This is a genomic window from Thermocatellispora tengchongensis, assembly GCF_014202315.1.
In the GTDB taxonomy this organism is placed as follows: domain Bacteria; phylum Actinomycetota; class Actinomycetes; order Streptosporangiales; family Streptosporangiaceae; genus Thermocatellispora; species Thermocatellispora tengchongensis.
The window spans coordinates 345,183-359,169 of record NZ_JACHGN010000003.1 but is presented as its reverse complement, the minus strand read 5'-3'; the positions used below and the strand labels follow the sequence as shown (position 1 = coordinate 359,169).

The 13,987-nt window shown below is 76.4% G+C and carries 14 protein-coding genes; 1 reads left to right on the top strand and 13 read right to left on the bottom strand.

Features of this window, described 5'->3' with window-relative positions; all coding sequences use genetic code 11:
- Positions 1-139: 139 nt before the first annotated feature.
- From HNP84_RS07995 to HNP84_RS07975, 5 genes are all read right to left on the bottom strand, one after another.
- A complete protein-coding gene (locus HNP84_RS07995; protein WP_221335978.1) occupies positions 140-1,363 on the bottom strand; it encodes a cellulose-binding domain-containing protein in 1,224 nt (407 codons plus the stop codon).
- A 223-nt stretch (positions 1,364-1,586) separates the two neighbouring features.
- Positions 1,587-2,627, bottom strand: a complete 1,041-nt coding sequence (locus HNP84_RS07990) for an ROK family protein (RefSeq protein WP_246517918.1) — start codon at positions 2,625-2,627, stop codon at positions 1,587-1,589.
- A 97-nt stretch (positions 2,628-2,724) separates the two neighbouring features.
- Positions 2,725-3,177, bottom strand: a complete 453-nt coding sequence (locus HNP84_RS07985) for a thioredoxin family protein (protein WP_185048731.1) — start codon at positions 3,175-3,177, stop codon at positions 2,725-2,727.
- Between the two features lie 125 nt (positions 3,178-3,302).
- Complete coding sequence (locus tag HNP84_RS07980) at positions 3,303-3,842, bottom strand: nucleotide exchange factor GrpE (RefSeq protein WP_185048730.1); 540 nt, start codon at positions 3,840-3,842, stop codon at positions 3,303-3,305.
- Between the two features lie 25 nt (positions 3,843-3,867).
- A complete protein-coding gene (locus HNP84_RS07975) occupies positions 3,868-4,332 on the bottom strand; it encodes a general stress protein (RefSeq protein ID WP_221335977.1) in 465 nt (154 codons plus the stop codon).
- A gap of 209 nt (positions 4,333-4,541) precedes the next feature.
- Here HNP84_RS07975 and HNP84_RS07970 point away from each other — a divergent pair, with 209 nt between their 5' ends.
- Positions 4,542-5,918 carry a helix-turn-helix transcriptional regulator gene (locus tag HNP84_RS07970; protein ID WP_185048729.1) on the top strand — a complete coding sequence of 459 codons (1,377 nt, stop codon included), beginning with the start codon at positions 4,542-4,544 and terminating at the stop codon, positions 5,916-5,918.
- Here HNP84_RS07970 and HNP84_RS07965 read toward each other — a convergent pair.
- From HNP84_RS07965 to HNP84_RS07930, 8 genes are read right to left on the bottom strand one after another with little or no spacing between them, the layout of a single operon-like run.
- Positions 5,891-6,997 carry an MSMEG_0565 family glycosyltransferase gene (locus tag HNP84_RS07965; protein ID WP_185048728.1) on the bottom strand — a complete coding sequence of 369 codons (1,107 nt, stop codon included), beginning with the start codon at positions 6,995-6,997 and terminating at the stop codon, positions 5,891-5,893. The two genes, HNP84_RS07970 and HNP84_RS07965, sit on opposite strands and share 28 nt — an antisense overlap.
- Entirely contained in the window at positions 6,994-7,842 is an 849-nt protein-coding gene (locus HNP84_RS07960; protein WP_221335976.1) for a carbon-nitrogen hydrolase family protein, read from the bottom strand. The genes HNP84_RS07965 and HNP84_RS07960 overlap by 4 nt, the downstream gene beginning before the upstream one ends.
- Positions 7,839-8,687, bottom strand: a complete 849-nt coding sequence (locus tag HNP84_RS07955) for a carbon-nitrogen hydrolase family protein (RefSeq protein ID WP_185048727.1) — start codon at positions 8,685-8,687, stop codon at positions 7,839-7,841. Before HNP84_RS07955 ends, HNP84_RS07960 begins: the two co-directional genes overlap by 4 nt.
- Entirely contained in the window at positions 8,684-10,105 is a 1,422-nt protein-coding gene (locus HNP84_RS07950; protein ID WP_185048726.1) for an MSMEG_0567/sll0787 family protein, read from the bottom strand. Before HNP84_RS07950 ends, HNP84_RS07955 begins: the two co-directional genes overlap by 4 nt.
- A gap of 4 nt (positions 10,106-10,109) precedes the next feature.
- Positions 10,110-11,165, bottom strand: coding sequence for an MSMEG_0568 family radical SAM protein (locus HNP84_RS07945; RefSeq protein WP_185048725.1), 1,056 nt, complete (start codon positions 11,163-11,165; stop codon positions 10,110-10,112).
- 10 nt (positions 11,166-11,175) lie between these two features.
- On the bottom strand, positions 11,176-11,688 hold the full coding sequence (locus tag HNP84_RS07940) for an MSMEG_0572/Sll0783 family nitrogen starvation response protein (protein WP_185048724.1): 513 nt from the start codon (positions 11,686-11,688) through the stop codon (positions 11,176-11,178).
- Between the two features lie 16 nt (positions 11,689-11,704).
- Positions 11,705-12,550, bottom strand: coding sequence for an amidohydrolase family protein (locus tag HNP84_RS07935; RefSeq protein WP_221335975.1), 846 nt, complete (start codon positions 12,548-12,550; stop codon positions 11,705-11,707).
- Between the two features lie 2 nt (positions 12,551-12,552).
- Positions 12,553-13,854, bottom strand: a complete 1,302-nt coding sequence (locus tag HNP84_RS07930; protein ID WP_185048723.1) for an MSMEG_0569 family flavin-dependent oxidoreductase — start codon at positions 13,852-13,854, stop codon at positions 12,553-12,555.
- Between the last annotated feature and the right edge of the window lie 133 nt (positions 13,855-13,987).

Genomic DNA, 13,987 nt, shown 5'->3' with positions numbered 1-13,987 from the left:
TCGGATCCGCCAGATCGGCCCGATCACTCCGGCGCCCGCCCCCGGCACCGCGGCGGTGCGGGGGCGGGTCCGCGCGGGCCGGTGTCCCCGGTGTCCCCGGTGTCCCCGGAGTGCCCGGAGTCCCTGAAGCGTCCCCGGCTCAGTAGCCGTACCTGTGCTTCAGGTGCCGCCACCAGTCGCGCAGCATCCAGGTGTCGAAGGGCGTGATGCGGGTCGCCGTGCCGGCCTTCATCAGGAAGCCCGCGGTGCCGGCCGGGGTCCAGTCGTAGAAGTCGTCCAGGCCGAAGCCGTGCCCCATCTCGTGCAGCAGGATGTGGATGTCGTCGTCGTCCAGCGCGTTCACCAGGTATTCGCTGCCGATCCGCTGCCCCCAGTCGCCGCCCGCGCCGCCGCGCATGCCCTCGGTCAGCCACAGCGACATGTCGTAGTGGCGGGCCGCGCCCCCGGGGCAGCGGGAGTAGTCGCCGTCCTGGTGGAAGAACCGGCCGCAGTGCGGCGCGCACTGGGGCGCGCCGTCGGCCAGGTCGCCGACGTAGATGTCCACCGACGGGTCGCTCCACTCCAGCGTGGCGCGCTCGCGCACCGCCCAGCCCACGACGCGTACCGGCACGTCCGGGTAGGGCCAGGAGTTCCAGCCCCGGCCGTCCTCCACCAGCGCGTCGATCCACTTCTTGAACTGGCGCGCGAGCGCGGCGTGGATCTCATCGCGCAGCGCCGGGGTGACCTTGGCGTCGGAGTCCCAGCGGACGCAGTAGTTGATCGCGCCGCGGTTGGCCATGATCTGGTCCCAGACGTAGTTGCGGAAGCCGTACAGGCCGGGGTAGGTGTCCTCCACGTGCCGCCACGCCTGCGCCAGCCCGCCGGCCAGCGCGGCGGGCGGGTCCCACGGGTCGGGTCGCGAGGTGACCGACGGCACCGGGGAGGTGAGCCGGCCGGTGCAGGTGACGCCGTTGAGCGTGAACACCGTGGGGGCGGGGTTGGCGCCGCTCCAGGAGCCGTTGAAGCCGGGCGAGACCGAGGTGCCGGTGCCCAGCGCCGCGTTGTGCTCGGCGGCGGTGACGGTGACACGGTTGGCGCGCCGCTCGAACGTCCCGTTCCAGCCCTGCACGACCGTCTGGCTCGGGTGCGGGAAGTCCCACTCCAGGGTCCATCCGTCCAGCGGGCCGCCCAGGTTGGTCACCTGCACGGTGGCCGTGAACCCGCTGCGCCACTGGCTCGCGGTGTAGACGGCCCGGCACCCGGCCGAGGCCCCCGCCGGGCTCACCACGCCCATCGTCACCACCGCGACCATCACCGCGCACAGCGCCGCCATCGCGCGGCGCGCCAGGCCCGCGAGGCCGGCGGGAGCGGGGCCGTACGGCATGCGGGAACCTCCTCGCGCACGCGGGGTCCGGCGGGCCGCCCTCGGCGCGCCGGAGGCTCCTGCACGGTAGGCACGCCGCCGTCGTCCGGTACAGATCGGTTCCGCCGCCGCCGCGCCCCGTCAGGCGCCCCGTTCGGCGCCATGGCCGGGCGCTGACCAGCGCCGCGACGCGCGGGACGCCCCGCGCGGGCCGGCCGGAACCGCCCCGGCCGGTGTGAAAGTTTCACCGCCGGCGGGTCACCCCGGCGTGCGCGGCGAGGGCGGCGAGCGCGGCCCCGCGGGCGCCCGCCATGTCCAGGTCGGGCACCAGGGCGAAGCGGGCCACCCGGGCCTGCTCCTCCCGCAGGACGGTGTGCTCCACCACCTTGGCCAGGAACCACTCGCGGAACTCGCGCGAGGTCTGCACGACGCCCCCGCCGACGAAGTAGGCGTCGGGGTCGGTGAAGTTGGCCGCGACGGTGAACAGCCGGCCCAGGGCCATGGCCTGCTGCTCGAAGATGCGCAGCGCCAGCGGGTCGCCCTTCTCGCCGTACGAGCGCACCAGGCGGGCCGCCTCGGCGACGGTGCCGGCCCGCGCCAGCTCGTGGTCCGGCTCGGCGGCCAGCCAGTACGGCAGCAGGTTGTTCTGGATGCCGGTCAGCGACGCCACGCTCTCCACGTCGCCGGACAGGCCGCAGCCGCAGGCGGGCAGCGGCTGCCCCTCGCCCAGGATGCCGTCCATGGTGATCAGGATGTGCCCCAGCTCGCCGGCCATGCCCGCCGCGCCCTTGACGACCCGGCCCGACTCGATCACGCCGCCGCCCAGGCCGGTGCCGACGATCGCCGAGATGGAGGACGTCTCGGCCGAGCGCGCGCCGAAGAACTCGTGGTGGGCGTACAGGGCCGCGGCGTTGCCGTCGTTGTTGTAGACGACCGGCAGGCCGAGACGGTCCTCCAGGGCGCCGCGGAAGTCGTAGCCCCACCACTCGGGCTGGGAGAAGTTGGTGGCGCCCTTGGAGGAGATGACGCCGTCGGCGCTGGCCGGGCCCGGGGTGTCCAGCCCGACGGCCCGCACCCGGGAGGCGTCCACCCCGGCGTGCCGCAGCACCTCGGCGTACGTCTCGGCCAGGGCCTCCACCGCGATCCGCGGGCCCTCCTTCACCCGGCTGGGCAGCTCGACCAGCTCGTCCACCAGGAACCGGCCCGAGGAGTCCAGGACCGTCGCGTTGTTGCTCGACCCGCCGTTGTCCAGCCCGACGACGACCCACGACTCACCAGCGGTCATGCTCCCCATCCTTCTCCGAGTGCCCGGACATACGGATACTCCACCGCGCGACCGCGGGCTGTCGAGATCCCGTCCGAGGCGGAGCGCGGAGGCGGGGCTAGGAGGCGAGGGACTCCTCGATCCAGCGGCGGAGCTCCGGTTCCGGGGCGGCGTCGGCGTGCTGGGAGACGACCCGGTCGCGGTCCAGCAGGAGCAGGAACGGGACGTGCAGGATGGAGTAGCGCTGCGACAGGCCGGGCGACCGGTCCACGTCCACCCTGACCAGCTTGATCCGGCCGGCCAGGTCGTGGGCCAGGCGCTCCAGCAGCGGGCCCACCGCCTGGCAGGTGCCGGACCAGGCCGTCATGAAGTCCACCACGACCGGGATCGAGGCGCGTTCGGCGACGGCGGCGAAGGTGGTGTCGTCGGCGTCGGCGATCCAGGCCAGGGGGTCGCGGCAGCGCCCGCAGCGGGGCGAGCCGGTGGTCATGGCGGCGGGCACCCGGTTCCTGGCGCCGCAGTTGTCGCAGGCGACGATCGAGGCGCCGTACGCGGGCGTGGCCGTGGTCATGGCGTCCGGCCCCCCGCCGCATCCCGGCGCCCGGACCGCGGCGCCCAGGCCCGGCGGCCCGGTGAGTCGCTGGTCATCACGCTCCGCTTCCCCGTGTCCTCGTGGTGGTCGCGCGCCGCCATCGCTCACTCCGGCGCCTCGGCGGCGACCACGACCACCGCCGGGCGGAGCTGGTCCGGGCCGTCGCCGTATCCGGGGCGGACGACCTCGACGACCGTGCCCGGCCGGTGGCCGGGGCGCGAGACCGTGGCCACGGCCTGGTGCCGTGCCGGGTCGAAGGGCACGCCCGCCTCGTCGTGGCGGGCGTAGCCGAGGCGGTCGAGCACCCCGACGGCCTGGTCGCGGACGGCGCGGACCGCGTCGATCACCGCCCCCGCGGCGAGGTCGCCGCCGGTCCCGCCGCGCTCGCCCGCGTGCTTGAGCGCCAGCTCCAGGTTGTCCAGCACCGGCAGCCACTCGGCGGCGACCCGGGCCCGCTCCTCCGCGCGGGCCCGTTCGGTGTCCCTGGCCACGCGCTTGCGCAGGTTGTCCAGGTCGGCGGCGGCGCGCAGCCAGCGGTCCTCCAGCTCGGCGATCTCCGCGACCGCCGCCGCCGTGTCGTCGCGGCCCTCGTCCGGGACCATCCACGGGCCGTGGTGCTCGCCGTGACCCGCCGTCTCGCTCATGGGGGTGTCCCCCTCCCGGTGGCGCTCAGCGCAGCAGCAGCGCGCGGGCCTGCTCCGCGTGCGCCGAGTCGACCAGCACCTCGTACTTCTCCGCGACCAGGCCGCTGGTGGAGACGAAGTCGCGCTCGCCCCCGCTGATCGCGTGCGACACCAGCCCGGCGATGGCTCCGGCGATGGCGCCCCAGACCAGGCCCCAGATCACCAGCGCGGCCCAGGATCTCGGCACCGGCGAGAACAGGCCGAAGAACAGCCCGATCAGCAGGCCGAACCAGGCCCCGGCGAGCGCGCCCCGGCCGGCCGCGCGCAGGTAGGTCATCCGGGCGAGCACCCGCTCGACCAGCCGCAGGCCCACCCCCACGATGATCGTGCCGCCGACCGGGAACCCGTGGTCGGACAGGTAGTCCACCTCTTTCTGGGCCTCGGCGTAGGTGTCGTAGGTGCCGAGCCGCTCGTGGTCGCTCATGACCGCGCCGTACGGCAGTGTGGGCATGATGCCTCCCCTCGCCCGGTGTGCCGCCGACTTCGCCGGCACGCCTTTCCACGAGCGTCACCCGCCGCGCCGCCCGGCCGCACCGTCAGACCTGGTAGTCCTGGCTACCCGACCAGGGGGGCCGGGCGCGCGGAGACGGCCTGGGTAGTCTCGGAGGGAGGGCGGCGGACCATCCCCCCGGCGCCGCCGGGCGCGGCAGGGGGGAGACGATGCGCACACGCGAGCGGCCGGAGCTGCGCGGGCGCGAGGGCGAGCTCCGGGCCGTGGCCGCGCTGCTCGACACCGCGGCGGGCGGGCGCGGCGGGGTGCTGCTGGTGGAGGGCGAGCCGGGCATCGGCCGCAGCGCGCTCCTGTCGTGGGCCCGGTCCACGGCCGCCGGGCGCGGGTTCGCGGTGGTTCCGTGCGCGGTGCGCGAGCTGGGCCACCTCACGGTGGGATCGGCGCCGTACGCGCCTGTCCCGGAGGACCGCGACGACGATCCGGCCGCGCGCGGCGTCCGCGCGGTGGCGCGGGCGGAGCGCTGCCTGCGCGAGCGCACGGCGCGCGGCCCGGCGCTGGTCGCGGTGGACGACCTGCAACGGGCCGGGCACGCCGTGCTGGCCGGGCTGGCCGAGCTGTGCGAGCGGCTGGCGGACCTGCCGGTCGCCTGGCTGCTCGCCCGCGCGACCGCCCCGCCCGGCGAGGCGGCGCGGGCGTTCCGGTCGCTGGCGCGGGCGGGAGCCGAGCGGGTCCGGCTCGCGCCGCTCGGCCCCGGCGCGACCGCGCAGGTGGTCGCGGACGTGCTGGGCCTGCCGCCCGGCGACGACCTGGCCGCGCCGGCGGCGGAGGCGGGCGGCAACCCGCGGCTGCTGCTCGACCTGCTGGAGGGGCTGCGCGAGGAGGGCGCGCTCGACCTGTCGGGGCCGCGGGCCCGGCTGTCCCCCGCCCTCCCGCCGCCGAAGGTCCCGCCGCAGGCGCGCGACGGGCGGCCGTACCGGCCTGACGGGCCGCCATACGAGACGGGGCACGGGCCGGGCGGCGAGCGCCCGCCGCCCGAGCGGGTGCTCGCCGCGGTGCGCGACCGGCTGGACGCCCTCGGCGGCCCGGCGCGGCACCTGGTGGAGGCCGCCGCCGCGCTCGGCGGGCCGTTCACGCCGGAGCGCGTCGCGGACCTGATGGGCACGACCCCGGCCGCGCTGCTGCCGGCCCTGGAGGAGGCGCTGGCCGCCGGGCTGCTCACGCCCGGCGAGGAGACGCTGGCCTTCCGGCACGAGCTGGTCAGGCGGGCGGTGCTCGCGGACCTCCCCCTCCCGGTACGCCGCGCGGTGCGCAGGCAGGCGGGCGCCGCCGAGCCGCGGGCGCCGGCGCGGTGGGAGTGCGGGCGCCCGGCCTCGGGCTGGGACAGCCTGACCGGGACCGAGCGCGCGGTGGCGCTGCTGGTGGCGCAGGGACGCCGGAACCGTCAGGTGGCCGAGGAGCTGTTCGTCAGCGTGCACACCGTGGCCTTCCACCTGCGGCAGATCTTCCGCAAGCTCGGCATCTCCTCCCGGGTGGACCTGGCCAGGATCGCCGCCGAGCGTCAGCGCGAGGGCGCCAGCGAGCGGTAGAGGGCGAGGTGGGCGCGCGCCGCGTCGGCCCAGGTGTGCCGGGCGGCCAGGGCGCGGCCGGCGTGCCGCAGCCGCGGGTCGGGGTTGTCCAGGGCGCTGCGCAGGGCGGCGGCGAGGCCGGGCACGTCGGCGGCGAACAGCGCCGCTCCGCCGAACACGTCGCGCAGCACGGGCAGGTCGCGGGTGACCAGCGGCACCCCGGCGGCCAGCGCCTCCATGGCGGCCAGGCCGAAGCCCTCCTTGACGGAGGGGAAGGCGAAGGCCGCCGCGGCGGCGACCAGCGCGGGCAGCTCGCCGTGCGGCACCGGGCCCAGCACCTCGGGGGTCACGCCCAGCTCGGCGGCGCGCTCCTCCCACCGGGCGCGGTAGCCGCGGTAGTCGAACAGGGTCTCGCCGCCGGCGATGACCAGCCGCAGGCCCGGCACCCGCCCGGCCACCAGCGCGTACGCCTCCAGCAGGTCCAGCGAGCCCTTGCGCGGCTCGATGCCGCCGACCGTGAGCACGTACCTGCCGAACCTGGCCCGCCAGGCCCGCCTGGCCGCCACCGCGTCCTCGCCGTCGCCCGCCGCCTCGGCGAACCTGGCCGCCTCCACGCCGTTGGGGATCACCGTGGCCGCGATGCCCCAGCCTTCGGCCAGCTCGGCGGCCACCGCCTCGGAGACGCACACGTGCGCGTACGGCTCGGCGATGGCGCGCTCGTGGCAGGCGGCCAGCTCGGGGGTGGTGAAGCGGTCGATGTGGTGCACCGTGCGCAGGCACCGGGTGACGGCGTTGGCGCTGATGCAGTCCTGCGCGTGCACCACGTCGTACTCGTCCGCGCGTTCGCCGAACGCCTCGCGCAGCACGGCGATCGAGCGCAGCACCCGCGCGCCCACGCCCTCGCCCTCCCGGTCCGGGAACGGGACCACCACCTGGCGCACGGCGGGGGCGACCGGGCGGAAGAACCCGCCGTCGCCGCCCCGGCCCAGCGTCCAGACCGTCACGTCCTGGCCCAGCCCGGCCAGCGCCTCGGCCAGGTTGAGCGTGTGCACGACGCCGCCGCGCGGGCGGGTGGAGTAGGTGAGCAGCGCGATCCTCACGACGGCACCATCCGGTAGCCGGCCGGGCGCCGCTCGGCGAGGTGGTGCAGCACCCGGCGGGCGGTGGCGATCTCGGCGGCGACGTCCAGCTCGGCCACCGCCAGCCCGGCGCGGGACCAGGTGCGGGCCAGGATGTCGCCCCCGGGGCCGACCACCTTGGCCTGGCCGAGGAAGCGCATGCCGCCCATCGCGCCGGTCTGGTTGGAGGAGGCCAGCACGACCTGGTTCTCCGCGGCGCGGGCGCAGTCGTACAGGTCGAACAGGCGCGACTGGCGGTCCTGGGCCATGCGCGGGGCGCGGTTGGTGATGCTGGCCGGCCAGGCGGACAGGCAGGCGATGATCTCGGCGCCGTCCAGGGCGAGGCTGCGCGCCGACTCGGGGAAGGTCTTGTCGTAGTCGATGAGCATGCCGACCCGCCCGGCCGGGGTGTCGAAGGCGTCGAACCGGTCGCCGGACGCGTACGCGGCGACCTCGCCCGCCGGGAGGTGCACCTTGCGGTGCCGGCCCAGCACGCCGTCACCGCTGACGCACACCGCGCTGTTGTAGCGCAGGCCCCCGGCGGCCTCGCAGTAGCCGACGCACACCACCATCTCGGCGGCCAGCGCGCACACCCGCTTGACCTGCGGCCCGTCCGGGTCGAGCGCGGGCGGCAGCGCCTCCGGGTCGGGGTGGCGCAGGTCGGCGAGGTAGCCGCCGAGCGCGGCGTCGGGCAGCACGAGCAGCGCCGCGCCGGCCCCGCGCGCGTCGGCGATCAGCTTGGCGACCCGGGCCAGGTCGAACTCCAGGTCCCGGCCGAAGTGCGCGGACGCCGCCGCGATCCGGATCGTCCCCCTCCCGCCGCTCACGGCCCGGCGACCGCCACGGGCGGGGCGTAGGCGGCGGGGCGGCGGTCGCGCAGGTGCCCCATCGAGCGGCGCGCGGTCTCCAGCGCCCGCGGCACGTCCAGCTCGGCCGTGGCCACGCCGCCGGACACGCCGGTGGCGGCCAGCACGTCGCCGCCCGGATCGACGATCTTGGCGCTGCCGACGAACCGCAGCGAGCCGAACGTCCCCGACTGGTTGGCCGACAGCCACACCACCTGGTTCTCCAGCGCCCGCGCCCGGTCGAACAGGTCGAAGCGGCGGGTCCAGCGGTCCTGGGCCAGGTCGGGCGCGGGGTCGGTGCGGCTGCCGGGCCAGGCCGACACGCACACCACGATCTGCGCGCCGTCCAGCGCGAGCGCGCGCGCCGACTCGGGGAACGCCTTGTCGTAGCAGATCATCATGCCGAGCCTGCCCACCGGGGTGTCGAAGGCGGCGAAGCCGTCGCCGGCGGCGAACAGGCCGTCCTCGCCGAGCGGCTGGTGCACCTTGCGGTGCCGGCCCAGCACGCCGTCACCGCTGACGCACACCGCGCTGTTGTAGCGCAGGCCCCCCGCGGCCTCGCAGTATCCGGCGCAGACCACCATGTCGCCCGCGATGGCGGCCAGCCTGCGGATCTCCGGCCCGCCGGGGTCGAGGGCGGGCGGGCCGCCGTCGTGCCGCCCGCCGTCCATGCTGTGCAGGTAGCCGCCCAGGCACGCCTCCGGCAGGGCCAGCAGCCGTACGCCCGCCGCCCGCGCCCCGGCGACGATGCGCTCGATGCGCGCGAAGTCGCCCTCCAGGTCGCGATCGAACGGCGCGGCCACGGCGGCCATCCGCAACGCGCTCATGCTCTCCCCAATCCGGTCACCCCATCGGTGATCACTTCGGTCAGCTCGCCGTCGGGCCAGCGCAGCGACACGCCCCGCCCCGGCACCAGCTCGCCGCACTCCGCCCCGGTCGCGGGCCCCGCCGGAAGCGGGCCCGCGCCCGCCGGCGCCGCGGTGAGCATCGCGAAGCCGGGGAAGCAGGTCAGCCAGTCGCCCATGGCCGCGCCCGCCGGGCGCGGCACCGCGGCCACGTCGAGCACCGCGCCGCACCCGGCCGCCTCGGCCATCATGCCGAGGGTGCCGGCGACGCCCGCCATGGACACGTCCTTGGCCGCGTGCGGCCGGGCCGCTGCCACGGCGCCGAGCATGGCCCGCAGCTCGGGCGTGCGGCGGACGGTGGTGGAGTCCCACTGCCTGCCCGTGTAACCGGGCCGCCAGCCGCCGCCCAGGTCGGCGGTGAGCCGGACCCGGTGGCCCGGCCGCCCGCCGCCGCCGGGCACCGGGCGCGCCGTCCGGCCGAGGGCGGTCACGCTCAGCGCGGCGGGCACGCCGAGCTGGGTGTGCCCGCCGAGCACCGGCACCCCGTACGCGGCGGCGGCGCGGCCGAGCCCGTCCAGCACCCTGGCCGCGGCGCGGGCGTCGCGGGCGCCGAGCGCGTCCAGCAGCCCGACCGGCTCGGCCCCCATCGCGGCCAGGTCGTTCAGGTTGACCAGCACCGAGCACCAGCCCGCCCACTCCGGGTCGCGCTCCACCATCGAGGGCAGGATCGCGTCGCAGGCGGCCACGACGTCGGTGCCCGGCACGGGCGCGCCGTCGTCGCCGACGAACCCGGGCCCGCCGGGGGCGAACCCGGCGAGCAGCGGGCCGAGGGGCTTCTTGGCCGCGGCCACGAGGGCGGCGATCCGGCCGATCGGGTGGCGCATCAGCACGTGCGGCTCGCGGCCGGACGGGGCCTCGTCCGGCCGCGCCGGTCGCACCCGCCGCCAGCCGAGGCGGGCGAAGGCGGGCGCGTGCCGGGCGCGCACGGCGGCCTCGAAGCGCAGGACGCCGGCCGACTCGGCGTACGCGCAGGCCGCGCGGATCAGGGCGGGACCGGCGCCGGGCGCACCGCGGGTCGCGCGGGAGACCGCGAGCCGCCCGCCCCTCCACCACCCGATGTCGGTCCCGCCGCCGATCCCCCTCGCCGCCGGGAAGGGCACGGGGCCGAGGCGGACTCCGCCGACGACGGCGCCGTCGGCGGGGTCGCGGGCGACGAGCACGACCGTCCTGGGGTCGTCGTCGGCCTCGTCCAGGTCGGTGCGGTCGAACAGGCCCTCCTGCTCCACGAACACCCGCCGCCGCAGCTCGTGGTAGGCCCGGATCGCGGCCTGCCCGTCGGCCCGCTCGATCAGCGGGCCGGGCGCCGGTCCGGCGAGGACCGGCACGTCGATCGGGGACATCGGCTCACCCGCCCGCCGCGGCGAGCGCGCTGCACGCCCCGCAGGCCGCGCACCCCGCCCCCTGCTCGGCGCCGGTCATGCCCGCCGCGCGCAGCAGCGCCGCGACGCGCTCGGTGACCCGGCGCACCAGCTCGGGCGGCGGCGCCTGCGCGCCGTCCACGCGCACGGCCAGGGTGCCGCGCATCGGCCGGAACGGCACCACGAACGGGTAGACGCCCATCCGGATCAGCCGCGCCGCGCCGTCCACCAGCTCGTCCGGGTCCTCCCCCAGCCCGGCCAGCAGGTAGGTGGAGACCCGGTTGCGGCCGAACACGCGCACGGCCTCGGCCCACGCCTCCTCGTACCGCGCCACGGGCACCGCCGCCTTGCCGGGCGTCCAGCGGCGCCGCACCTCCTCGTCCAGGGACTCCACGTGGATGCCGATCGCCGCCGCGCCCGCCGCCCGCAGCTCGCCGAGCCACGCCAGGTCCTCGGGCGGCTCGCACTGCACCTGGACGGGCAGCCCGGGGACCGCGGCGAGCACCGCGCGCACGGAACGGGCCAGGACCCGCGCGCCCCGGTCGGGGCCGTTGGTGGTGCCCGTGGTCATCACCATCTGGGTGACGCCGTCGAGCCGCACCGCCGCCTCGGCGACCTCGGCGAGCTGCGCCGGGGTCTTGGCGGCGACGGTGGCGCCGGCGTACAGGGACTCCTCGACCGCGCAGAACCGGCACCGGTCGCTCTCGGCGTACCTGACGCACGTCTGCACCACCGTGGTGGCGAGCACGCCCGCGCCGTGCAGCTTGGCGATCTTCTCGTACGGGACGCCGTCCGCCGTCGTCAGGTCGTAGAAGCGGGGGCGGCGCACCGGGGTGACCGGCAGCCCGGTGTCCGTCTCGCCCAGCCACAGGCGGCCGTCGCGCACGGAGTACGGGCTGCGGGGGTCGAGGGGGACGGCGGCGCCCATGCCGTCCAGGATGAGGTGGCCGTCGTCGCTGGGGCCCGCTCCCCCGGCGCGCCGCACCGGCGCCTCCACCCGGACGCCCCGGATGGCCACGTCCACCCGCGTGCCCACATGCACGGCGCGCCTCCTAGAACATGTAGGTCGAGTTGATGATCGCGCCCTTGCGGGCGTAGTGGATCAGCGCGTCCTGGACGTCCAGCGGATGCGTCGGGATCACGCCCTCGATCAGGTCCTCCTCGCGGGCGCCGTGCAGCGACAGGCCGAAGCGGCAGCAGTAGACCTTGCCGCCCTCGGCGATGAAGGTGGCCAGCGAGTTGTTGATGTTGTGCTCTCCGGGGAAGGCCGAGTTGCCGGTGGTGGGGAAGCCCCGGGTGGCCAGGCAGTTCAGCGAGCCGGGGCCGTAGAAGTAGATCGCCGACTCAAAGCCCTTGCGCAGCGCCCGGGTGGCCTGCAGGATCGCCACGAAGCTGACGGACGACTCGTGCGCGATGCCGTGCACCAGGGTGAAGTAGCACTCGCCGTTCTCGGCCTGGTAGTCGGGGAAGACCTTGGTTCCGCCGTAGATGGTGCTGCCCTCGGGCAGCGACGGGTGCGGGATCTCGGTGAGGCTCTGCTTCTCGGTGTCGGTCAGTTCGGCCATGTGATCTCCTTGGTGTTCAGCCGTACAGCTCGGCGAAGTTGTCGTGGAACAAGAGCCGGGCCAGCTCGCCGTCCCCGGCCGCGCCCGCGAGCCTGGCGCGCTCGCCGGCGTGGTCGCCCCAGGGCTCGTCGCTGGCGAACAGCACGCGGTCGTGGCCGAGGCCGCGCCGGTCGATCTCCCGGGCCAGCCAGCGGGGCGCGAAGCCGATCGCCCAGGACACGTCGGTGTAGACCCGCTTGCCGGCCGCGATCCAGTCGAAGAAGCGCGATCCCGCGAGCTTGATGTGGCCGCTGGCGCCGCCGCCGAAGTGCACCAGGTGCACCGCCACGTCATCGGCGTACCACTCGACGAGGCGGCCCACCTCGTCGATGTCGGAGGCGGCGCCGGGCGAGGTGTGCACGTGCACGACCAGCCCGTGCGCGCGGGCGGCGGCGAAGATCCGGTCCAGGTGGGGGCGGCAGGCCGGGTCGCCCGCCCGGCCGCCGAGCAGGAAGCTGAGCTTCAGCGCCCGCACGCCGCTCTCGCCGGCCAGCGCCAGGGCGGCGCTCGTACGCTCCTCGTCCTCGGGCCGGGGCGAGACCCACAGCCCGCACCTGATCCGGTCGTCGCGGGCGGCGGCCTCGACGCACAGCTCGTTGAAGGAGAAGGCGACGGCGGGGTCGGGCACCCCGTAGTTGGGCAGCACCAGCGCCCGCTCGGTGCCCTCGGCGTCCATGTCGGCGATCAGCTCGGCGACGGTGGCCCGCGCGCCGACGTCCGGCGAGACCGGCGGCCCGCCGTAGAACGGGTAGGCCGGGAGCACGCCGAGGTGGCGGTGCGCGTCCAGCACCATGCCGTTCGTCCGGCCCGTCGTCCGGCCCATGCTCAGCTCCCCAGCAGCTCGGGGTGGACGAAGTACGGCGCGTGGGCGGGCACCGGCCGCGCGGGCACGGCCGCCGCGGCGATGTGCCGGGCCAGGTGCTCGGCGTCCCGTCCCACCCCGGACAGGCGTCCGGAGCCCCAGGTGTGCTGCCAGGGCAGCCCGATGAAGTACAGGCCGGGCACCCGGGTGACGCCGCGCTCGTGCGCCGGGTATCCCGTGCCGTCGAACACCGGCACCCTGATCCAGCGGTAGTCGCGGGTGAACCCGGTCGCCCACACGATCGCCGAGACCCGTTCCATGTCCGGCGGGGGCGGGTCGCCGTCCGGCTCCCAGACGGGCACGTACCGGGGCTCGCCCGGGGCGGCGATGCCGGCGGACTCGATGAAGGCGTCGATGGAGTCCTTGATGCTCTCCGAGACCGCGTCGGCGTGGTCCAGGTTGCGCCGCAGGTCGCCGGCGAACTCCGGGGTCCCGCCGTCGGCGACCCCGGTGAGCCGCCCGTACAGGCGCATGCCCTCGCGGGCGCAGGCCCGCAGGTCGATGTCCCGGCCGCCGTCGCGCCCGGTGACGTAGTGGTTGGCGCGGGCGCGTACGGCGTCGTGGTCGTCGAAGTCGTCGATCGGCCGGTCGTAGTAGCCCATCAGGTCCAGCCAGGCCACCACGTCCCGACCGCGGTAGAAGCGGGCGCAGCGCGGCGCGGTGCCCACGCTCAGGTGCACCCGCCGCCCCGCGAGATGCAGGTCCTCGGCGATCTGGCACCCCGACTGCCCGGTGCCGACGACGAGCACCTCGCCCTCGGGCAGCCCGCCGGGCCCCCGGTACTCCGAGGAGTGGAGCTGCCTGATCCGGCGCGGGAACCGCTCGGCCATCCGCGGCACCACCGGCACCTGGTACGGCCCCGTGGCCACCACCACCTGGTCCGCGGTGACGGTCCCGGCGTCGGTGGCGACCTCGAACCCGTGGCCGCGCCGGCTCAGCCGCTCCACGGTCACGCCCTCGGCGAGGGGCGGCCGGAACGAGGCCGCGTACCCCTCCAGGTAGCGCACGACCTCGTCGCGGCCCATGAAGCCGTGCGGGTCGTCGCCGGCGTACGGGTAGCCGGGGAGCCGGCACTGCCAGTTCGGCGTGACCAGGCAGAAGGAGTCCCAGCGCCGCGTGCGCCACTCGTGCCCGACGCGGTCCCGCTCGATCACCAGGTGCCCGATCCCGCGCCGCGTCAGGCAGTGGCTCACCGCGAGCCCGGCCTGCCCGCCGCCCACCACGACGACCGCGTGGTGCTCGCCGCCGACGAACCCGACCCCCATGCTCCCGCCCTCTCCGCGCCCGCCCGACCGGCGCAAATCCGGAGCCGTGACCACCCGGCCACACCCCAATTCGAGGCGGGGGCCGATACCGTTCGATGTCCTCCGAACTAAATGCCGGTTACGCCACGCGAGG